The 20,416-nt window shown below is 62.9% G+C and carries 16 protein-coding genes; 4 read left to right on the top strand and 12 right to left on the bottom strand.

Annotation, left to right across the window (positions count from 1 at the left end):
• Positions 1-6 precede the first annotated feature (6 nt).
• Positions 7-1,278 carry an anthranilate 1,2-dioxygenase large subunit AndAc gene (andAc, locus tag QZM35_RS02405; protein ID WP_089429154.1) on the bottom strand — a complete coding sequence of 424 codons (1,272 nt, stop codon included), beginning with the start codon at positions 1,276-1,278 and terminating at the stop codon, positions 7-9.
• Positions 1,279-1,491: 213 nt separating this feature from the next.
• On the opposite strand from andAc, the gene andR reads away from it, so the two are divergent.
• On the top strand, positions 1,492-2,451 hold the full coding sequence (andR, locus tag QZM35_RS02400; protein ID WP_089432322.1) for an anthranilate 1,2-dioxygenase regulatory protein AndR: 960 nt from the start codon (positions 1,492-1,494) through the stop codon (positions 2,449-2,451).
• Between the two features lie 156 nt (positions 2,452-2,607).
• Here andR and QZM35_RS02395 read toward each other — a convergent pair whose 3' ends face one another.
• Positions 2,608-3,498, bottom strand: a complete 891-nt coding sequence (locus QZM35_RS02395; RefSeq protein ID WP_089432321.1) for a LysR family transcriptional regulator — start codon at positions 3,496-3,498, stop codon at positions 2,608-2,610.
• Between the two features lie 91 nt (positions 3,499-3,589).
• Between QZM35_RS02395 and QZM35_RS02390 the strand changes: the two genes are divergently transcribed.
• Genes QZM35_RS02390 through catC form a run of 3 tightly spaced genes read left to right on the top strand, consistent with a single transcriptional unit; the run spans position 3,590 to position 5,992 of the window.
• On the top strand, positions 3,590-4,723 hold the full coding sequence (locus tag QZM35_RS02390) for a muconate/chloromuconate family cycloisomerase (protein WP_089428086.1): 1,134 nt from the start codon (positions 3,590-3,592) through the stop codon (positions 4,721-4,723).
• A gap of 32 nt (positions 4,724-4,755) precedes the next feature.
• A complete protein-coding gene (gene catA / locus QZM35_RS02385; RefSeq protein ID WP_089428087.1) occupies positions 4,756-5,658 on the top strand; it encodes a catechol 1,2-dioxygenase in 903 nt (300 codons plus the stop codon).
• A gap of 43 nt (positions 5,659-5,701) precedes the next feature.
• Entirely contained in the window at positions 5,702-5,992 is a 291-nt protein-coding gene (gene catC / locus QZM35_RS02380; protein WP_011355923.1) for a muconolactone Delta-isomerase, read from the top strand.
• An 88-nt stretch (positions 5,993-6,080) separates the two neighbouring features.
• On the opposite strand, the gene QZM35_RS02375 is transcribed toward catC, so the two are convergent.
• The 10 genes from QZM35_RS02375 to QZM35_RS02330 form a co-directional block, all read right to left on the bottom strand.
• Positions 6,081-6,845 (bottom strand): hypothetical protein, encoded by a 765-nt coding sequence (locus QZM35_RS02375; RefSeq protein ID WP_301775342.1) that lies wholly within the window; start codon positions 6,843-6,845, stop codon positions 6,081-6,083.
• Positions 6,842-7,360: a type VI secretion system lipoprotein TssJ gene (tssJ, locus tag QZM35_RS02370; protein WP_089432320.1), complete on the bottom strand. Its 519-nt coding sequence runs from the start codon at positions 7,358-7,360 to the stop codon at positions 6,842-6,844. Before tssJ ends, QZM35_RS02375 begins: the two co-directional genes overlap by 4 nt.
• Positions 7,361-7,373: 13 nt before the next feature.
• The gene (gene tssG / locus QZM35_RS02365) at positions 7,374-8,477 is read right to left on the bottom strand and encodes a type VI secretion system baseplate subunit TssG (RefSeq protein ID WP_089428089.1); all 1,104 of its coding nucleotides are present in this window, start codon (positions 8,475-8,477) and stop codon (positions 7,374-7,376) included.
• Between the two features lie 17 nt (positions 8,478-8,494).
• The gene (gene tssF, locus QZM35_RS02360) at positions 8,495-10,309 is read right to left on the bottom strand and encodes a type VI secretion system baseplate subunit TssF (protein ID WP_301775341.1); all 1,815 of its coding nucleotides are present in this window, start codon (positions 10,307-10,309) and stop codon (positions 8,495-8,497) included.
• Between the two features lie 9 nt (positions 10,310-10,318).
• Positions 10,319-11,902, bottom strand: a complete 1,584-nt coding sequence (gene tssA, locus QZM35_RS02355; RefSeq protein ID WP_174975808.1) for a type VI secretion system protein TssA — start codon at positions 11,900-11,902, stop codon at positions 10,319-10,321.
• A gap of 8 nt (positions 11,903-11,910) precedes the next feature.
• A complete protein-coding gene (locus QZM35_RS02350; protein WP_301775340.1) occupies positions 11,911-15,699 on the bottom strand; it encodes an ImcF-related family protein in 3,789 nt (1,262 codons plus the stop codon).
• Positions 15,677-16,978 carry a hypothetical protein gene (locus QZM35_RS02345; protein ID WP_301775339.1) on the bottom strand — a complete coding sequence of 434 codons (1,302 nt, stop codon included), beginning with the start codon at positions 16,976-16,978 and terminating at the stop codon, positions 15,677-15,679. Before QZM35_RS02345 ends, QZM35_RS02350 begins: the two co-directional genes overlap by 23 nt.
• A 3-nt stretch (positions 16,979-16,981) precedes the next feature.
• Positions 16,982-17,239 carry a PAAR domain-containing protein gene (locus tag QZM35_RS02340; RefSeq protein WP_301775338.1) on the bottom strand — a complete coding sequence of 86 codons (258 nt, stop codon included), beginning with the start codon at positions 17,237-17,239 and terminating at the stop codon, positions 16,982-16,984.
• A gap of 64 nt (positions 17,240-17,303) precedes the next feature.
• The gene (locus tag QZM35_RS02335; RefSeq protein ID WP_301775337.1) at positions 17,304-19,214 is read right to left on the bottom strand and encodes a DUF2235 domain-containing protein; all 1,911 of its coding nucleotides are present in this window, start codon (positions 19,212-19,214) and stop codon (positions 17,304-17,306) included.
• 322 nt (positions 19,215-19,536) lie between these two features.
• Positions 19,537-20,328 (bottom strand): hypothetical protein, encoded by a 792-nt coding sequence (locus QZM35_RS02330; RefSeq protein WP_301775336.1) that lies wholly within the window; start codon positions 20,326-20,328, stop codon positions 19,537-19,539.
• Positions 20,329-20,416: the final 88 nt, after the last annotated feature.

Genomic DNA, 20,416 nt, shown 5'->3' with positions numbered 1-20,416 from the left:
CCCGCTTCAATAGCCCATCAGCTTCTGGTAGCCGACCCAGAACTTGCGGATCAGGCTTTCGGTGATCACCGTGTCCTGCTGGTCCGGATTGCCGCGCGACATCTCGATCACCGACGTCGCGTCGCCGTCGCGCACCGTGCCGCGCTGCACGAGCTCGGTCGCCTCGGTGTCCTCCATCGAGATGTAGCCCGCGGGCCCGACGAGGTTCGCCTGCTTGATGCGCAGCGCGCGCAGCTCGGGCGTATCGTCCGCGTAGCCGAAGAAGTGGAAGATCAGTTCGAAGTTGTCGGGGCCTTTCGGCAGGATCTGCCGTGCGACCAGCGTGTTGTGGATCTGCTGGATCACGAGCTGCGGGAAGATCGGCTGGATATGGTTCGTGCAGTCCTCGTCGTATTCCGACACGAGGTCGAGAATCGATTCGTCTTCCAGATGAAAGCCTTCGTCGAACGAGCGGATGTTCTGCTGCTTGTACGCGGCCGACGTGTCGTCGCCCGTCTTCGTCACCGTGATGATGCTGTGCAGCCCGTGGTTCGCATCCGGAATCGAGCGCGCCTTCATCCCGACGCGGAAGATGTTGAAGGTCGTATGGAACAGGTGCAGCATGCTCGCGTGATACGGGTCCTTCACGTTCTCCATGTACAGCTTCCAGTTCGACTTCGAGTACTGGCGCGTACAGCCGAGATACTCGATCGGCTTGTGGAAGATCCGGTCGATCCACGGCCGCATCTGCTCGCCGAGATAGTCGGACAGCGGCATCACGTCGTCGCTGAAGGTGGCGAACACGAGCCCGCGATAGCTGTCGACGCGCAGCTTGCGCAACCCGTGCTGCTTCGGGTCGAAGTCGGCCGGCATCCCGGACATCCCCTTCTGGCCGCGCCGGAACGGCACGCCGAGCAGGTTGCCCGAATTGTCGAAGCTCCATTGGTGATAGACGCACGTGTGCGAGCTCGCGTTGCCGCGCGACTTGCGGCACACCTGCGCGCCGCGGTGCGCGCAGCGGTTCACCCACGCGGAAAGCGTGCCGTCCTCGGTACGCGTGACGACCACCGGCGTATCGCCGACGAACGTGCTCTTGAAGTCGCCGGCGTTCGGGATTTCCGCCTCCAGCGCGACGAAGTTCCACGTCGGGCCGCGGAAGATGCGCTCCTGCTCGCGATCGTAGACCGCGCGCGAGCTGAACACCTTGTACGGCACGCGCGAGCCGTCGTCGTGCGGAAAGGTCACGTCGGACGCGTCGTCGCGCGCGGCGAAAACGACGGGCGATTCTGTCTGCTCCATGTCGGACTCCTTGTCGATCCGTTGCGTTGAATGCATGGAGCCGATTTTTGAAAAGCTAATATTCGCCGTCTATCCGGAAAGTGCGATTGCGGCGGTGCAATATCCACTTTCGGCGGATTTCTGCGCTAGCATGACGGCACACACGACCGTGCGCTCGATCGCGACCCATTGATCGGATCGATACGCACGCCGTCTACACCAAGGCTGATGCCCATGTCCCCAACGTCGTTCGAGCCGCTCGCGCTGCGCGCGCACCGGCTGTTCGAATCCCGCGATCTCGACGAGACGCGCGAGCGGATCTCGCGCGTGATGCAGCCGCATGCACTGCTGCCGAACGGCCGCACGCATGGCGCGTCGCACATGGATTTCGTCAAGCTGGGCGGGCTCGGGATCGGCACGATCGCGTTCGGCGACGCGATGCGCGTGCAGGTCGACGCGGTCGACGGCTATTACCTGCTGATGTTCTGCCTGTCGGGCCAGGCCGAGGTGCGCGCGATGGGGCGACAGCTCGGCGTCGACGGCCAGACCGGCGTGCTGTGTGCGCCCGGCGAACGCTTCGACGCGGTGCTGTCGGCCGATTGCGAGCAGTTCGTGCTGCGCATCGACGCCGCGACCGTCGGCTCGCTGACCGGCGACCCGCGCGCGACGCTCGATCCCGTGCTGCACGTCAGCGACGCCGCGCTCGCCGCGTGGCGCCAGCAGCTGATGCTCGTCGCCCGCTCGCCCGAACTGCTCGAACGCGCGAACGCGAACCCGCGCGTCGCCTCCCAGCTCGAGCACCTGCTGATCGACCTGCTGATCGAAGGCCACCCGCCGTCCGTGCTGCAGGCGTCGCATCGCGACCCGGCGCCGGGTTTCGTGCGGCGCGCGCAGGAGTTCGTGAACGCGCACTACGCGCAGCCGCTGCAGCTCGCCGATATCGTCCAGGCCGCCAACGTGCCGGAACGGACGCTGCGCGACGCGTTCCTGCAGTTCCGCGGGATGAGCCCGATGCAATACCTGCGCGCGACGCGGCTCGACCACGCGCGCGAGCTGCTGCGCGGCGCGGTGTCCGACCGGCGGATCGCCGATGTCGCGCTCGATTGCGGGTTTACGCACCTGGGGCGGTTCGCGATCGCGTATCGGGAAAAGTTCGGGGAATCGCCGTCGGAAACGCTCGACGGGAAGCGGTAACGTCGTCACGCATGCGCGCGCGGCCGGGCCCGGCGGCTTGCGGAACCGCCGAAGCGCTCGCACGACAGCGCATGACATCGCGGCGCCCTCCCCGCCTCTGCCAGTGTTTGCCGAAACAGACCGTTAGTTGCAATTCGAAGAAGTTAATGACAATCGTCAACCCGCCGGCACGATCATCTCCCGCGCAATCGCGCAAAACGCGGCCGTCGCCGCGCTTTCGCCGTGCAGCCGGCGGCTCATGATGATCGGCGACGTCGCGGCCGGCTCCGGCAACCGCCGGTAGACCACGCCCTTCACGCGCACGCCCTCCACGCTCTCCGGCACCAGCGACACGCCGACCTGCGCGGCCACGAGCCCGAGCGCCGTCTGCAGCTCGCGCACCTCGTGAACGGCCGCCGGCACCAGCGCGCCGTCGCGCAGCGCCGAGAGCTGCTGATCGGCGAAGCTCGGCCGCGGCGTGCTCGGATAGACGATCAGCGTCTCGTTCGCGATATCCGCGAGCGTCAGCGGCCGGGCCGGATCGGCGAGCCGATGCCCGACCGGCAGTGCCGCGATCAGCTTTTCCTCGATCAGCGCCTCGCGCACCAGTTGGTCGTCGTCGAAGCGCAGCCGGCCGAAGCCCACGTCGATCCGCCCGCCCTTCAGCGCGCCGAGCTGCTCGAGCGTGAACATTTCGATCAGCGACAACTCGACGTCCGGCTGCGCCTCGCGAAACGCGCGGATCACGTCCGGCAGCGCGCCGTACAGCGTCGACGGCACGAAGCCGATCACGATCCGCTCCGACAGCTGCGCGAGCCGCCGCGTCAGCGGGCCGAGCTCGTCGGCCTGGTCGACGAGGCGCTTCGCCTGCGCATAGAACACGCGCCCCGCATCCGTCAGTTTCAGCGGCCGCGCGCCGCGCTCGAACAGCGGCAGCCCGATTTCGTCCTCGATCGCCTGGAGCTGGCGGCTGAGCGGCGGCTGCGTCATGTGCAGCCGCTCCGCCGCCCGCGTGATGTTCATTTCCTCGGCGACGGCGATGAAGTAGCGGAGCTGACGCAATTCCATTTCATGCCTCAAAGGTATGGAAGTAGTCGGAAAGAGTGTTGGACGACGCGGGGCGGGAATTCCTACCATGTGCACCAACAGGAGGAATCGCATGATAGCAACTGCCGCCACCATCGAACGCATCGAGACCCTGCTCGTCGACGTGCCTACGATCCGGCCCCACAAACTGTCGGTCGCCACGATGAATTGCCAGACCCTCGTGCTGGTGCGTGTTCGATGCACGGACGGTATCGAAGGCGTCGGCGAGGCGACGACCATCGGCGGTCTCGCGTACGGCGAGGAGAGCCCCGAAAGCATCAAGGTCAACATCGACACCTACTTCGCGCCGCTGCTGCAGGGCATGGACGCGACCCGCCCGGGCGCTGCGCTGGCGCGCGCCCGCAAGCTGTTCCAGGGCAACCGCTTCGCGAAGTGCGCGATCGAGACCGCGCTGTTCGACGCGCAGGCGCGCCGCCTCGGCGTGCCGCTGTCCGAGCTGTTCGGCGGCCGCCGGACCGATGCGGTCGATGTTGCATGGACGCTCGCGAGCGGCGACACGCAGCGTGATATCGCGGAAGCCGAAGCGATGCTCGACGCGCGCCGCCACCGCGCGTTCAAGCTGAAGATCGGCTCGAACGCCGTGGCCGACGACGTCGCGCACGTGATCGCGATCAAGCGCGCGCTCGGCGAGCGCGGCGACGTGCGCGTCGACGTGAACCAGGCATGGAGCGAAACCGACGCGATCTGGGCCGGCGCGCGCTTGGCGGAAGCAGGCGTGAGCCTGGTCGAGCAGCCGATCGCCGCGACCAACCGCGCGGGGCTGAAACGCCTCACGCAACTGGCGCAGGTGCCGATCATGGCCGACGAGGCGCTGCACGGCCCCGTCGACGCATTCGCGCTCGCGCAGGATCGCGCGGCCGACGTGTTCGCGGTGAAGATCGCGCAATCGGGCGGCCTGCAGGGTGCGGCGAGCGTCGCGTCGATCGCGGCGGCGGCCGGCATCGAGCTGTACGGCGGCACGATGCTCGAGGGTGCGGCCGGCACGATGGCGTCCGCGCAACTGTTCAGCACGTTCGACTCGCTGAAATGGGGCACCGAACTGTTCGGCCCGCTGCTGCTCACCGAGGAAATCCTCGTCGAGCCGCTGCGCTACGCGGATTTCAAGCTGCACCTGCCGGCAGCGCCCGGCCTCGGCATCACCTTCGACTGGGCCCGCATCGAACGGATGCGACGCGACGCCCGCTGATCCCCACACGACCACCGAAACCGGAGACACAGATGAACAAGCAAGCCATCGACGCACTGCTGAAGACCTTCGACGACGCCGCCGAGAAGCCGGGCAACCCGCGCGTGCGCGCGATCGTCAACCGGATCGTGAAGGACATCTGCTACACGATCGAGGACTTCGACGTGCAGCCGAGCGAATTCTGGACGGCGCTGAACTACCTGAACGAAGCCGGCCGCGAATTCGGGCTGATCGCCGCGGGCCTCGGCCTCGAGCGCTTCCTCGACGTGCGCATGGACGAAGCCGAGGAAAAGGCCGGCATCCAGGGCGGCACGCCGCGCACGATCGAAGGGCCGCTGTATGTCGCCGGTGCGCCGGAATCGGTCGGCCATGCGCGTCTCGACGACGGCACCGACCCGGGCCAGACGCTGATCATGCGCGGCCAGGTGCTTGGCCAGGACGGCGCGCCGATCGCGAACGCACTGGTCGAGGTATGGCACGCGAACCATCTCGGCAACTACTCGTACTTCGATCAGTCGCAGCCCGCGTTCAACCTGCGCCGCTCGATCCGCACCGACGCCGAAGGCCGCTACAGCTTCCGCAGCGTGCTGCCGGTCGGCTACAGCGTGCCGCCGGGCAGCAAGACCGAGCAATTGCTCGACCAGCTCGGCCGCCACGGCCATCGTCCGGCGCACATTCACTTCTTCGTTTCGGCGGACGGTTATCGTAAGCTGACGACGCAGATCAACATCGATGGCGATCCGCATCTGTGGGACGACTTCGCCTTCGCGACGCGCGACGGGTTGATCCCGCCGGTGAAGCAGGCCGAAGGCGCGGAAGGCAAGCCGTATGGCGTCGACGGGCAGTTCGCGCTGATCGATTTCGATTTCTCGCTGCTCAAGGACAAGCAGGACGTGCCGGGCAGCGAAGTCGAGCGGGCCCGCGCGCAGGCGTGAGTGGCCTTCCGATTCGACGAACCGATAACGCAAGGAGTGCAGGATGCTGTTTCATGTGGAAATGACCGTCCGTCTGCCGACGGACATGGATCCGGTCAAGGCGGCCACGCTGAAGGCGGAAGAAAAGGCGATGTGCCAGCGGCTGATGAACGAAGGGACCTGGCGGCATCTGTGGCGGATCGCCGGGCAGTATGCGAACGTCAGTATTTTCGACGTCGAGAGTGTGCAGCAGCTGCATGACCTGCTGAGCCAGTTGCCGCTATTTCCGTATATGGAGATGGAAGTGCGGGCGCTGTGCCGGCATCCGTCTTCGGTGCGGGAGGATGATCGGTGATCCCAGTGCGGCCCATGCCGCCGGTTGTCCGGCGCATGGGTCGCAGAACATGGCGTCGTAGTGACGCCATGCCCCCCAGCATTGACGACTATTCGACACTCGGCAGCGACCGGGAAAACTCGAAGCCGTCGCCAATCTGGTCCAGCGTCCAGCGACGCTGCGTATGCAGCTTTACCCATCGTGTACGCTCGCGGTCGTCGGACACATTTCCGACCGATATCTTGGCCTTGCCTGTCGAGTAGTTCACACTGAGGTTTCGTACGACGCCCGTATTGCGCATCGTCGAGAAGTTGTCATAGCCGATCAGCATGAAATTCCGGTCTTGCCATCGGAATGTATAGGTGGTGGATCCCATTTCCCAACTCCCTGCACTGGCAAAACGACTCAGCGTGACCCGCAACGCGCCTCGGTCGACAATCACGCTCCCTTCTTCCAAAGCATCCGCGAGACAGGGGGATTCCCGGGCCGATATGAGCGTATCGTTTCGCAACGCGACAGCGTACCGGCCATCCAGCTGCGCAAAGGCAACGACAAGAACACGCGGATTCGCGTCGAACGGGTTCTCGCACATGCCGTCATGCGATATCACGTTCGCAGGATCATTGTCACGCAAGACCAGCACAAGATCGTCGCGGCCATCACCGTTCAGGTCACCCTTCGTCTGATATTCCAGCTTCCAGCCTTGGGGAACGAAACCGTCCGGCTTTCCAGCGAGCGGCGCAATGGATGGAGACTGCACATCTCGAGCCACCGCGTGAGCGGACACGATAATGCCAAGCAAAACTGCCAGCCTGAGTCGTTTAGATAGCGTGAATGGCTTGTTCCCGCTCCGAATGGGTTGCAAGACTTTCATTTCGACCTATCCCCCGCCATCTGCAATCCATTCGACGTCAAACCGAGACGTAGAGGCTTATCCGGATCGAGCTTCTTTTTCTCGACGACCCGCTTCCAGTCTGCCGCAGCTCCGGGGACGCGGTACAACGCGACGATCGCCACATACTCCGTCTCGCGTTGCATCGGTTGAGACAAGCTCGACGAAGCGCCGGGGTTCACGACGGTCGACATATCCGCTCGCAAATCCTGGGCCAGCACGGTCCGATCGTTCTTCAGCAGATCGTCGTACGACGCCGCATCGAACGCCTTGCGATCCTTCAGTTGATAGACGCGCACGGCAACCGACGTGGGCCGTCCTACGTCGTCCGGATTCAATGCGGCGCGCGCAGTCAAATCGACATCAAGCACCTTCACCTGCTTGAAAAACACCGCACGATACGCATTCGACGAGGCATCCGACACGGATTGCCACGCACCGCAACCCGACAGCAGCAATACGGCAGCGGCAGTGGCCGCACTCATTCGATAGAACATAAACACTCCGGAGTCAGATCGTGCGCGGCACGAGATGCGGATTGGGTCGCGGCGCGGGCAACGCCTCATAGACACCCAAGGCGATATCGATCAGTCGTTCATCGACTGACGGCAACACAGTCGTCCAGCCGAGACGTGGCGCGGGGGCGGCACGTTCGACTCCAACGGCCGGCTTCGGAACGAACCGTGTCGACACCTTCATCCGCAAATGCACGTCGGCCTTGATGCCGACATACAGCTGGATGAATGCCATCACCTCCCGATGCAGCCACGCACCCGGCAGCAGGTCCTGAGCCTGCTGCGCATCAACGGGCCACAACGTCAAACGCACGGCTCGACTGCGATACGCGAGACGCCTGCCGAGCACGTAGCCGCCGCCGAGCCCGCTACGCTGCCCGTTCGACAACACGCCGGCATCCGGCTTCGCCGACGTCAACGGTGTCGGTCGCCCGCTACTCGTCGTCACAGCCCAGAATTCGTCGACGCGAACATCGGCCCCCGGCGCGGCGAGCGCCACCACGCCGGCCAGCCCTTCCGACGTGCGCGTCCGCTGAATCAACAGCCCCAGCAACGCAAGCATCCGCGAGTTCGGCAGGCCTGCCCGCGAAGGCTTGTCGCCCCACCCGAATCCCGCCAGACACAACAGGTTTTGCGAATAATCGTCGACACCGCCGGCCCGGAAGCGCTCCGGATAACGATATTTCTTCCACGCGCGATAAAGCAGCGTCGCCATCCGGTGGTTGAACGGTTCGAGAAACGCCTCGACCGCTTCATGTCCCTCCTCCCGCAACACGATCTCGTCGATCATGTGCGACGGCATGGCCGCATCGACGCCATAGAGACCCATGAAAGTCGTGCGCACAGTCGGCGGCGCATCGAGGTGCTCGTCGTCGAACTCTACTGCGGCCACCTCGCCCGCCGGAAAACCCAACCGGGGACGCGGCCGGAATCGCACCGGCTCATGCTCCGGCGTATCACATGTGCCGAGGCCGGGGCGTCCGGGCGCACATGCCTCCAGCAGACGACAGAACTGCATGAATGTCATCCTCGGCGCCCGCTCGAACAACTTCACGGCCACAGCCGGCAGGCTTTTCGGCTCACCGGCTTCAGCACTCATCCGATCGATCGAAAGACTCATAGCGGCGCCCGCTGAGCCTTGCTGCGCGGCCACTCCGTCCGCGAGCGGGACGGCAGGCTGACGATCGCCAGCTTCGTGAACAGATTGATCTCCGCGTATGCGCCAAAGAACCGGTGCAGCAGTTCGCCGAACAGCATCACGTCGCCTTCACCGGAAAACGCATGCGCATCGAGCGTGACTTCGATCAAGACACCTCTCTCGACCGCTCCTCCCGACACCTCCTCGATCATTTCCTGCGACACATGCAGGATGCCGGCGAGCCGCCGCCGGTTCAGTTCCTCGTGCGTCCAGTCGTACAGCGCCAAAGCGCCGCGCAACACCTCCGCGTTCATCATCGACAGGAAATTCGGTGCGAGATGCGACAGCACGCGCCACTGGAAGCGATCTTCGGTCGGCGGATACAGCGGTAACGTCGGCGATGCGAGATTGCGCACGCCCGCGACATTGGGCGTGCTGGCCGCCAGTTCGTCGAGGCTCGCTTCGCGCAGCCCCTTGCGCGGCAGCAGCCCGTTCGTGCCCGTCACACGCAGCGACAGGCTTTCCTCGGGCAGCGTGTCCATCGTTTCCCACGCGTGGCCGCCGAGTATCACCCACATTTCGTGCAGCCCCGATACGCCCGAACGCACGCGCGTGTGGAAATAGCGCTCTGGCGCCTCGTGCCGCAGCATGCCGCCGCGATGCCGGAACGTCGCGAACGGCACGTATTCGTAGCGCTCGGCCGAGTCGTGATCGAACGTCGCGATCGCATCGACCGAATACGTCTCGACATGCTCGCCCTGATGGCCGGCCGGCACCACGCGATATTCGGTTTCGTGATGGTCGATTTCGATCGGCTCGGCATCCAGTTCGAACAGGTTGATGACCGGCGAACAGAACAACCGGACGTTCTCCGCGTTGAAACGCTGATCCGACGGATACGCTTCCTTCAGAAGGATCTCCAGCTCGAAGCGAGTCGATTTCTCGGGCAGTGTCGAGATATCCAGTCCGCATAGATCGACGAACAGGAATTTCTCACGGAACGTGAAGTATTCGAGCAGCAGCTGATATCCGGAGAACGCCGCATCGGCCTTGGGCCACAGCCGTTCTTCCGTCGAAAAACCCGCCGGCTCGATCGTCACGCCCGTAAGCGCCCCTGGTTCGCCGTCGCGGACTTCCGGGACACGCCAATAAATCGCATCGACCTGCCGCGTCAGCGCAAGATGCATAGCGAATGCGGTCGGCAGATCCGCATTCAGATGCAGCCGAAGCCGCGACAGGTTCGTTTCGCTACGCAGCGCCGACCCTTGCAGCGAGAAGCCGAGACGGATCACCGAGCGACCGTCGTGGCGCACGGTCGGCCCAGCATGCGTGATCGACACGGGCTGCAGCGCAACGGCCTGCGTCGTCCGATACAGACATTGCACCGTCCGCGGCGTCATACCTTCCGCGCCGCCGGGCGACGGCACGTTGATCGGCGCGGACCGCACCGGCACGCCGGCTGGTACGACTTCCGACTTCTGCAGTTTCTCCGCGAACGGCGTCAACTCGACGATCGACAGCGACGGAATCATCCGAAGATAATGCGGCCACAGCAGGCTGACGAGCCCTTCAGTCAGTTCGGGCAATTCGTCGTCTAGTTTCTGCCTGAGCCGGCCCGTCAGGAAAGCAAAGCCCTCGAAAAGACGTTCAACGTACGGATCGCGATCGCCGACGCGGTCGAGATTGAGCAGGCGCGCGCGGTCGGGATGCGCCTTCGCGAATTCCTTGCCGGACTCGCGCAGGTAACGCATTTCCGCTTCGTAGTAGCGCAGGATGGGATCGTTGTTGTCCATGGGAATCCGTTACGAAAGGGTCAATGCGCGCACGGGATCGAGTACCGTGAGCTCCGCCTGCAGCTCGCTGATACGGCGGAAAAGCGCCGGCTTGTCGGCGTCCTTGCGGCTGCTCATCGCTTTCAGCGCCTTGACCAGTTGTTGCTTGACCTCGAACGTCAGCGCCGGCTCCCAGCGCATCAGCGGCAACGAGCGGGACGTTCCGTCGAGTTCGGCAAGCAGGGCGAGCGCCGCATCGTGACGGCCGGCATGATCGGCCAACCGGGCCATCACGAGCCGCTGCAAGTAGCGATGTCGATCGGTTTTCATGCCGGGCAACGCTTCGAGCCAGGCAAAAGCCGTCTCGATACCCTCGCGGGCAGCCAGTTCACGCGCCTGGGTTTCGATCTCCGGCCAGTCGCCGGCTGCATCGCTCTCGCTATCCGCGGAAACTGGCAGCGGCGCAACCGTCTCGCCGGCCTCCAGATCACGTACGACCGCATGCCGGGCAATCCATTCGAGTGTGGTGTCGTCGGCGAACGGCGTGCCGTCGCTGAACGCCAGCCGTTCGATGCCCGGCAATCGTTCGAGAAACAGTGCAAAGTCGGCACGCAGCAATTCTCGCCACGCGCTGTACGGCGTACCGACGTGATCGAGCGCCGCGTGCTGGAAGTACTGCAGATCGAACCACAAGTGATTCACGCCTTCCATGAACGCCCCTTCGACACGCTCCAGCAACTCGTGCCAGTGCTTCTGCAGCACGAGGCGCTTCATCTGCTGACGCAACTCAGCGCGTGGTGGCGCCAGACGCGTATGCGACGCCGCATCCGACGGCGGCACGTCATGAAGCGTGTCCCACCGAATGCTTCGCACGAGGCGTACCGAAGGCAAGTAGCCGTTTTCCTGATCGCGGAGCCACGCCGACATCGCGCGTGCCTGATCGAGTAAATCGCGTGTTGACGCAATTGAACCGGCCGACGTTTTGCCCGGAACGGTCGCTGCCGGCATCGCCTTGCCGGAATCGACGCTGCGTGCCGGCGCTTCCTTTTTCTCGAAGCGAGAAACGAGTGGCTGCAGATTCGGACGGGCAGCATCGGGCCACGCGGCCGTATGCGTCACGAGCACGTCGAGCGCGGCTAACGTGCGTTCGAGATCAGCGGGCACAAAGTCGCCACGACTATCCAGCGTCTCGATCACACGCGCAGTCGCCAGCATTTCAAGCGCGGCCTTCTTGGCTTCGTGACGGACGGGCAAAGCCGCTTCGCCAAACCGGTCGACGAGTGCAGCGGCCAACTCAAGTCCGTCGGCGAACCCGGCTGGGCCGTCCTGCCGCAGGCGTGCAAACGCGTAGTAGCCGGCGAGGCGTAAATCCTTGCCGGTCTCCTTGAGCAGGTGTTCGCATGCGCGGACGATCAACCCGTCATCGATTCCCGACAGCTTGCCGGCTTCGTCCTTCAGTTCAAAGAATGCGTCTTCGTAGCCGGGATCGCGTCCGTATGCATGCTCGCCCGGTATCGGTGCAATCCATGTGGCCCAGGTATCCGTCCGTGCCCGCTGAAGCGAATCGATGCGGGGACCGCCGACGAGTGTCTTCACAAAATTGGCAAGCGTCATGGCAGGCCTCAAAAAACGAATGCGTCGCCCAGCAGCCTGAGGGCATGCCCGAACGGACCGGAGGGGGAATCGGCAAGTCCCGACGTGGTCGCCAATGGCGAAATCGCGGCCTTCGGCGCGGCCGTCTGTTTCGCCGACCCAGGTTCAGCGGTTCGCGTTTTCGCCTGAGCAAGTTCGAGCGTGGCGCGTTGACCGGATGCCTGCGCTGTCGTCGCCGGCATGGCCTCGTCCGGCAAAGGGCGCCCGCCCGGAAGCCCCGGCGGCAACGGCACAGCCGCATGCTTCGCGGCCGCGATCGCCGATGCAGGCAACGGCGGCGGGCTGATCGCCGAAACCCGCGGCCCCGTGTTCTGCGAGCCCGTTACGAAGACGCGTGTCGGCAACGTGAAATTTCGCAACTGCAGAACGTCGAGCGGACCGCCGCCGGCCTCGCTGCGCAATTGCACCTTGAGCGGAATGCCCTGGCTCGTGTCGGGCGTCCAGGTCAGCAGATAGCGCGCGTTGTCCTGCTGTACGACCTTGGCGCGCTCCAGCAACCGAACGAGACCGAAGCGCCCCTGCGAATCGAGTGCGGTGCGCAACCCGCCCTGCTCCGTCTGCCATTCGATATGCGACAGGTTCTCGAGCGATTGTCCCGGCCATTCGAACGGTGTCCACTCCTGCTTCTGGTTGAAGTAATGCAGTTCGCGACCGGACAGCACGAATCGCATATCTGTGACACCCGGCGTCGGCTCGGCCCGCAGTTCGTAACGCACGCGTGCATCGCCGGACGGGAACAGGACCGTCGACGTGCGCGTGAGCTTGTTCAACCCGTTGAGGAACGCCGGATCGATCGTCAATGCCCCGGAATCGGTACCTTGCGAAGCGACCCATCGGTCGCCGTGCCGTTCGACGACACCGGCCAGTTGCGACGTCACGAACTGCGCGATCACGCCACTATCCGGACGCATGAAGCGCGCCATCTCGGGCAGCGATGCGTCGTTGTCGGAATCCGCAAACGGATAGCGGCCACCGAACGTCTTGTTCCAGTCGGCGAGGATCGCGGTACGCCAGATTTCGTTCAGACTGGAAGCGGCCGGCTGCACGATGACTTGCCAGGACTGGTCGAACGGTGCGCGGAACAGTGCGCCGAATCCGGACCACTGCTCACCGAGGCTCGCGGCGACACGGCTCGCGTAATCGCGGCTGTCGGCGATATCGGACGTCTTGCCCTGCAGCACGGATTGCGCGGCCAGACGCGCGATCGCGTCCGGGTCCGGACTGGAGACGATCTGCGATGTCTTCAGGCGCATCGCCGTGATCCGCTCCAGATAACGTGCCAGGCTCAGGTCGCCGGTTGCTGCCGGCGGTGCGTTCCCCTTGCCGCCGGATGACCCTCCGGAAGCGAGATCGCTACCGGTCAAACGCAGGATCGGGCCGAATGCGGCGGCAAGCGGTGCAAGCTGAGGTTTTGCCTGCTTCGAGGGATCCTTTTCGTCCGTGCCGACCAGTTGCTGTGCCTTGCTGATCAGCGTATCGGACAGCGACTGCGCGTTGGCTCCCGTGCCAGCCTGATAGACGATCGCATTCATCAACGCGACGAGCGGCGAGCGTTGCGGATCGCCCAGCAGCGTCAACTGGTCGGCCGTGGCCGACAGCGTCGGGGCGGGTTGCCAGCGCAGGCTGTTGAGGAAGAGCGCCCATGCCCGCGCATAGTCGTCGAAATAGCGCTGGCGCAGTTCGGCCTTCAATGTCGAGGGTGAGGCGTTGGCAACCTTGCTGTCGGAAAGCACCCAGTCGCTTGCCACATCACGTTGCTCGCCGACTTCGTCGATTGCCTTCGAGATTCGCTCCTCCCACGCCGCGCGCGTGAATACGCCCGGTACGGTCGCGGTCGTGCCGAACAGGCCGCGGCTCGTTGCGCTGCCTGCAGAGGATTGCGTTGCCGCGTCGCCGAGCAGCGTCGCGAGTGATAGCGGTGGGTATTTCGGTGATGCTTCGTCGATGATCTGCTGGTAGATCGCGTCGCCGGAGTTCTGAATACCTCGGACACCGATGATCGTCTGGCGGGTCGAAGCGATCAGGTTGACGTCCGGGACAATCGCAAGCGCGGCTTGACCGGATGTGCCGCCACGCCCAACGTGATTGGCGAAGAACGCAATCGCTTGCTGACGCAGATCTTCCCAGCTGCCCTTCGACAGTTGTGAGTTGGTTGGGCGTTCGGGTGCCGACGTCGCAGCGAGTTGCGGTATCAGGAATGCAACTGCCGCCCGCTCGGGTTTGGCGAGCATCATGTAAGACTTGAGCGTGTCGTAAGCGGCCTGTACCTGAGCATCGCCGCCGCTGGCGATTTCCGCGTCGGACAGGGACGCAAGCTGATGCAGCCTCGCTTCAAGCTTTTGGCGAATCGGGCCGACGAGGACGCGGGTTACGGCTTCGGCGTAGTAAGGCCAAAGGGCGCCGAGTAGCGCGTGGTCGCGGTTCAGGCCGAAACGGGTAGTCAAAGGCGCACCGCTACGCTGATGGATTTCGAGCGTGTCCATTTGCCGGTCGAGATCGACGAGCGTTTGCAGCGACTGCGTCGGGTTTAGGGGCCCGGTGAGCTTCGCGACCGTATCCGTTGCGCTTCCGATCGTTGCGCGGTTGGCGAAGCCGGATAGCATCGTGCCGGCAAACCAGCACCCGATCAGGGCAGTCGTCAGCCAGGCTGCCGTGGTCGACAAAGAAAAGCCGTTACGGCGACCGTGAACCTTGCGGCTGTGGTCGGCGATGGTTTGCCAGATGGTTCGGTGTTGAGGATCGATCGTCGTGTCGCCATCATTCGAGTCGCCACTCGGCAGATCGGAATCCGGAGACTTCAGCGCCCGCTCTTTGAACAGTGGCGCAAACATCAACCCGTGAAGCGTGTGTCTCGAAACGGTGGATTCAGCAGTTCGACACAGCAGGTCGGATAACGCTTCGCGCAATCTCCAAACATGCTGCGCCAGCTCGGCAGGATAACGATCATCGGCATTCACAGCGAGGCGCACGACACCCGCGTCAGAGAGATTGTCGACGAGATTTCGCAGCGACTCGTCAATCGCTTCCTCGCTCACGCGCGTGTTGGCCCATGTGAAGCCCATCGCTTCGTCCGGGCCTATCCGTTCGCTACCGAAATCCGTCACGTCCAGAAGATAGGCTGGTGCAGCCCAGCGCAACGTGCGCGCGTGGCGAGCAAGCCGTGCAGCGAGTTCGTCCACGTCAAACGACGCATCGCCGGAACTCCGGTGACGAGTGACGGCGACAATCGCGTCGATCGGACGACGACGGCGCACACGACGAATCTGATCGAGCCATTCCGTGTCGAGTTTGTCGTCGATTTGCCGCGCATACAACACGACCGTATTGCCGAGAATCGCGTAGCCGGTCTCGGCCAATCCAGGCGCGAGCCGCCGGACGAGCGGATGGTCGCCGGCGACAAGCACCCAGCGATCGCGATAACGCCATCGCCAGCCATGCCTCTCGATCTGGACCTGCTTCAACGATTCGGCTCGCGTCGCGGCATTGACCGTCGGACCGCTTCCCGACGGAGCCGCCGTGCGATGCGTGTGATCCTTGACCCACTTCTTCACCGCGCGCCAGCCATTGGCCGGCCGAGACGAATCGCTGAAGCTGAAAATCAATAAGAGTGCCACGAATATGGCGCACAAAATGACGAGCGCCAATCCTCGATCCGCCTCGGATAACCATACCCAGTGCGGTCGCATCCATACGAGCAGCCTAGGAAGGACGACAAAAACAAAGGCCCCGAACAGGTCAAGTTTGAATATCCGGTTCATGCGGAAGTACGTGTGTTGTTGATGCGTTATCCATGTTCGTCACGACAGCGATGAACACATGGTTTTCGTCGCGCTGTGCGACCAGTTGCGGCTTTGACGATTGGCCGGCGACGTACGTTGCGCAAGCGGCGGCAAGCCATCCGGCCGAGGCTCCCGCCTTGCCGACGATTCGATCGAGATCAAACTCCGGCCCCGCTTCGTCGTTTTCCCCTTCCGGACTGCCCGCGCGTAACGCCGTGCGCAAGGAACCGGCCGTCCGGCTGTCGAATCCGCTCGTCCACAGCGCTCCGATGTCATCCGGCGCGGTACCGCCCCAACGAAGCCCATAGGTCAGTGCATGGCCAGGATCGTCATTGCCGGCTCGCCGGGGACGGTGGAATGCAGCGATCGGTCGCAATTCGAAGCGCGATGCAAGCGCCTCGGAAACCAGCAGCAATCCCACCCCGGCCTCGGCTGAACCGGATGCCGGCGACTCGCCAATCACTGTGCTGAGCGCTATGGATACGAGTAACACCGCATGCTGATGCAACGGCCCGTTCCGATCGTCAAGCCAGGAATCGACCGTCATCAGATCGAGCGATTCGGGCGCACGGTCCGTTCGGGCGAAGCGCAACTTGTGACGCCTCCGTTCCTTCCGCAATTGCTCGACCACGTCGGACTCTCCGACATAGCCGGAAATGTCGAGCAACACGCGCAGCGGCAGATCCGCAGGAAGCGCGTTCAAGGTTTCCTGCAAGTCGTCAATGAGTCGCTCGTACAGCCATTCAAGAACCTCATCCTGACGTTGCGCATCGTCAGCGGCCAGGCGGGCCTCAATCGGCTCGAACCATCTTGCGGAAACCGATTCGTTTGCTTGCTGCGCCGAAGCCTTGGCACGCAACTTCATCGCTCCGTCGACGATCGGGTCGATACCATTGTCCGTATCGTCTGCGGTTACACGTGCAGCCGCTGCCAGGACAAGCATCGGCACGCTCTCTCGCGCAAAAGCCTGCGCGTTGTACTTCCTGCTTGCATCGTTCCAGGCCTGGACTTTCGCGCGCTCAAGTTCGTATGCCCGATAGCGCCGGGAGACGATGAAGGCGGAAAAAACCATTGGATATACGGACACGCATATCCAGAACCACGGCGTGCGAGTCGGCTCATCCTTCGGCCAGAGCAACAGCACAGCCAATACCCCGACCGCCGTGAGCACGATGAACACCGCAGCCCAGAGAACCCGCGACGGCGATTCATCAGGAACCGGCTTCTCCGGCGGGAGGGACGAGAAATCCAGTGCCATTGCTTAACGGCGCCCGCTATTCGGAAGAGAAGAAATCAAACGGCAACCGCACGCACACAAGTCGTCGTGCTGAGCGACTTCGCGACCGTCATCGACTGCCCCCGAGGTCGCGGTTGCGATACGGTTGTCGCCGTGCCGTGGGCAGGTCACCGGATCGTGCAGCCGAGCAAGCGGACGCCCCATGAAAAAGCGCGTCGCCGAGCCAGCCGTTACGTGGCCTCCGCCGGTATGGCTGTCTCCGACGCGAATGATGCCCGCCATATGTACCCCCGAAATGAACTGACGTCGCCACTGCAATTCGACAGTGAACGAGATTGATATTGGGTTACAAGCGACCCGGCACCCGGGGAGCGGGCTTCATCGCCTCGCTCGCCTGCCTGACGCGCTCGCCATGCTTTTCGTCGCGCTTGCGCTTCTTGTCCTCGTCGACGTAGTCGCTGGTTCCGAATGTGTCGACAGCGCGTGTCTGAAAATACAGATTCGAAGACAGCACATGGTCGTGCCAGCTCGTCAGCATCGTGTCGTGAACCAGCAGGTCAAACAGCGCCATGACCTTGGGCGGCAGCGGGTTCTTGCCGCTCAGGCCCATCTTCCATGCCTGGATCAGCGTCTCCTCTTCCGGCGTCATCATCCAGGCCTCGATCATCGATGCGCTGAACTCCGGGTCCGCGTCCCACGGTAATGAACCGTCTTGAGCCTTTTCACGGATAAGATCTGCCGATTTTTGCAGTCCGGCTTGTCGCGATTCGCGTCGCATCAACTCTTCGGATTCGCTTTGGATGCGATCCCAGACGCCTACCGAGGGGCGATTCTTCTCGACACCTGCTTCGCGATTGGAAAGCATCTCAGGCAGGACCGAATCCTGCCAGCGAGCCAAAGCTTTGTTGAGCGTCACGCTATCTGCCGGTGGTCGCTGGTTGCGTAATGCAACGTAGGCCGCCTCGGCTTCGTTGCGCTCCTTCAGCCGCTCCCGGTGCCGGGACGCGAGATCGTCGAAGCGGCTCGTTACGGTTGCGCGAAACTCGGGGGACTGGTAGCGAACCGCCATCCAGCGCAGGAATACCTGCATGTGTTCGACGAAATTCAAACGTGCGACGTAGGGGACCATCTGACGGTAGGCGTCGATCAATTCTCCGATTTTGTAGGTGGATTTTCCATCGGGGATGGGGTTTGCGAGGGTGAATTTCGCAAACGTCTCACCCTTGAACTTGAATAGATCTTCCATCGTATCGAGCACTACGCCGTGCGCGATTGCTTCATTGAGCATGTCGCGCAACGCGACCCGCTGAAGTTCTGCGCGCGCTCCAAGCGATCCTAGCGGCGCTCCGCCGGTGATGTCTTCGCTCGTCCCCGGATAGAGATATTGAAGGCCGCGCGTGTTCTCGAGGCTATCGAGCCGCTGATAGAAGCGCAGCTCGTGGGCCGCCGCAAAATGCACGCATCGCTGCACGGACGCCGGTACCGCCAGAGCGCGATCTCCGTAGTTCTGTTTGAGCAGGCCGAGAATCGGCACGATCCCCAGCAGCTTGTTCTCCTCCATCAACGACGATACGGCGTCGAGCAGCCCCATGAACTTGATTTCGATCGGAATCGCCGTCTGGTTCGAATCCTTCGGATCGACAAAGGCCAGCGTCGCCTCGCTCGGGCGCTTGTAGCGCTGGGTCAGCTCGTTCGCCAGCGCCCGGGCGAGAACACAACCGCGATCGGCGCCGAAGATGGAAACCTGGATCCGCTGGACCTTAGGCATTTTCTGCCTGACGTCGTCGATTGAGATCTCGAACTGCTTCATCGCGGCCGCCAGCCGATCATCGACGCCCGTTCCGAAAACTCGCGCGATAGCGCGGTTGTCACGAAACCACGGAATCGAATCGATCATCACGCCGAAGAACACCGACTTGGCGGCGCTTTGCGCGATGGACGGAAAATTCTTCTTCGCATCGTAAAGAACCGCGCGCGTGGCAGCACGACCGCGTCGAACCCAGCGGTTGTCACGCTGCAGTTGCAACACTCGGCCGATATTGCGGGGCACGGATTCGACGGAGTTGACCAGGTCTTTGAAAGACTGCACGACCGGCCGAAACGAAAACTCCTTGAGACCCTTCTTGAATCCCTCGGTGATAGTGTCTTGCGGGTTGATAGGAAGCCGTTTCACGCCGGTTACGCTCTCGCCGACACTAACCGCGATCGACGCGGCTGCATCGGCACCCTGCTTTCCGAGCTTGAATGCTGCGGACACGATTTGCCCCTCTCTAGCCTCCTTATTCAGCTCCGTTCCGAGTCCAGAGTAGTAGAGGGGGTACCAAAAATGGTTGGGCTCCTGCCTCCGCCGGCGATCCTTGTTATCGCTATGAGCTTCCCAGAGTCGACAAATATTTGAGTACCGGGACGTATTCTTATCGTCGTAATCGTGATGGCGGCCGAATCCATCGAAGAAAAAGCCCACGTGTATAACGGCACCGCACGGAATGCAGTCATCTTGCGGATACGCCTTCCTTTTCTCTCCAATTGCTGCACGCACCTCAAGCGGAGTCCGGTCCGCCGGATCAAGCATGTGTTTGTCAACCATGTTGCCCTCTCAAGGTATCTCGTTCAAAGCGCCCCTTCTTGATCTCTTGCACAACCGGATCCGGCAATCGCTGCATCGCGGCGCCGAAGGCACCCGGTTTGCCGCTCGTCTCCTTCAGAATCCGTTGCACCGCTGGATGCTCATCGAATTTCGGATTAACGATCTGCCAGTAGTACACGTACTGCTCCAAATCCGTCGTATCGGCCAGGCGATACTTCAACCAGCCCTGCGCCGCGATACGCGCCGTTCGTCGATAGGCGACGGCCATGTCGGCGTCGTCCGGATTGGCCGACTTCCCGTATTTGGTTTGAAGCCAGTAATCGATTTCCGTGTAGTCGATCCTCGTCCCGCTCATGTCGTTCCGAATCTCGAACTCGATGTGATCGTCCGGATAAAAGTGCACGGCCAATACGTCCTCCCCCGCCCCACCCTTGACTTCTGTCGGTGGAAACTTCACCTCGGTCGTCTTGTGGATCTTCTTGATCGGCGCGTACGGATCCTTCATGAACTCGTCCTGGTCATATATCTCCCACTCGACCGTGAATTCCGTCCCCTTCAGCTTGTAGCAGCAACTCAGTCTTCCCGCGCCCGTACCCGGCGGCAAATCTCCCCCTCCACTCGCTCTGTTGCCATACTTGTCGCGAATCGTGAACCCGCTCAGATTGAACGGCGTGTAGTTGAGCCCCATGATGCTGACACCACGGTAGGTCGGCTCGGAAGAAAATGCGTCGCAGCCGGCCAATGTCAATGCGGCAGCGAGGAAGACGACAACCCGTTTAATCATTGCTTAAACACCTAAAATTCAAAGACACAATCCGACGTAAAACGCGGATTTCGACGCACAAACACGGTCTGACGATCAAGAACGGTGT

It is taken from the genome of Burkholderia sp. AU45274 (assembly GCF_030482505.1).
GTDB lineage: Bacteria > Pseudomonadota > Gammaproteobacteria > Burkholderiales > Burkholderiaceae > Burkholderia.
This window is presented reverse-complemented; position numbering and strand designations above follow the sequence as displayed.

Excerpts from the sequence above, each read along its gene's own strand:
- andAc (WP_089429154.1), bottom strand. The coding sequence starts at position 1,278 with ATGGAGCAGACAGAATCGCCCGTCGTTTTCGCCGCGCGCGACGACGCG.
- andR (WP_089432322.1), top strand. The coding sequence starts at position 1,492 with ATGTCCCCAACGTCGTTCGAGCCGCTCGCGCTGCGCGCGCACCGGCTG.
- QZM35_RS02395 (WP_089432321.1), bottom strand. The coding sequence starts at position 3,498 with ATGGAATTGCGTCAGCTCCGCTACTTCATCGCCGTCGCCGAGGAAATG.
- QZM35_RS02390 (WP_089428086.1), top strand. The coding sequence starts at position 3,590 with ATGATAGCAACTGCCGCCACCATCGAACGCATCGAGACCCTGCTCGTC.
- catA (WP_089428087.1), top strand. The coding sequence starts at position 4,756 with ATGAACAAGCAAGCCATCGACGCACTGCTGAAGACCTTCGACGACGCC.
- catC (WP_011355923.1), top strand. The coding sequence starts at position 5,702 with ATGCTGTTTCATGTGGAAATGACCGTCCGTCTGCCGACGGACATGGAT.
- QZM35_RS02375 (WP_301775342.1), bottom strand. The coding sequence starts at position 6,845 with ATGAAAGTCTTGCAACCCATTCGGAGCGGGAACAAGCCATTCACGCTA.
- tssJ (WP_089432320.1), bottom strand. The coding sequence starts at position 7,360 with ATGTTCTATCGAATGAGTGCGGCCACTGCCGCTGCCGTATTGCTGCTG.
- tssG (WP_089428089.1), bottom strand. The coding sequence starts at position 8,477 with ATGAGTGCTGAAGCCGGTGAGCCGAAAAGCCTGCCGGCTGTGGCCGTG.
- tssF (WP_301775341.1), bottom strand. The coding sequence starts at position 10,309 with ATGGACAACAACGATCCCATCCTGCGCTACTACGAAGCGGAAATGCGT.
- tssA (WP_174975808.1), bottom strand. The coding sequence starts at position 11,902 with ATGACGCTTGCCAATTTTGTGAAGACACTCGTCGGCGGTCCCCGCATC.
- QZM35_RS02350 (WP_301775340.1), bottom strand. The coding sequence starts at position 15,699 with ATGAACCGGATATTCAAACTTGACCTGTTCGGGGCCTTTGTTTTTGTC.
- QZM35_RS02345 (WP_301775339.1), bottom strand. The coding sequence starts at position 16,978 with ATGGCACTGGATTTCTCGTCCCTCCCGCCGGAGAAGCCGGTTCCTGAT.
- QZM35_RS02340 (WP_301775338.1), bottom strand. The coding sequence starts at position 17,239 with ATGGCGGGCATCATTCGCGTCGGAGACAGCCATACCGGCGGAGGCCAC.
- QZM35_RS02330 (WP_301775336.1), bottom strand. The coding sequence starts at position 20,328 with ATGATTAAACGGGTTGTCGTCTTCCTCGCTGCCGCATTGACATTGGCC.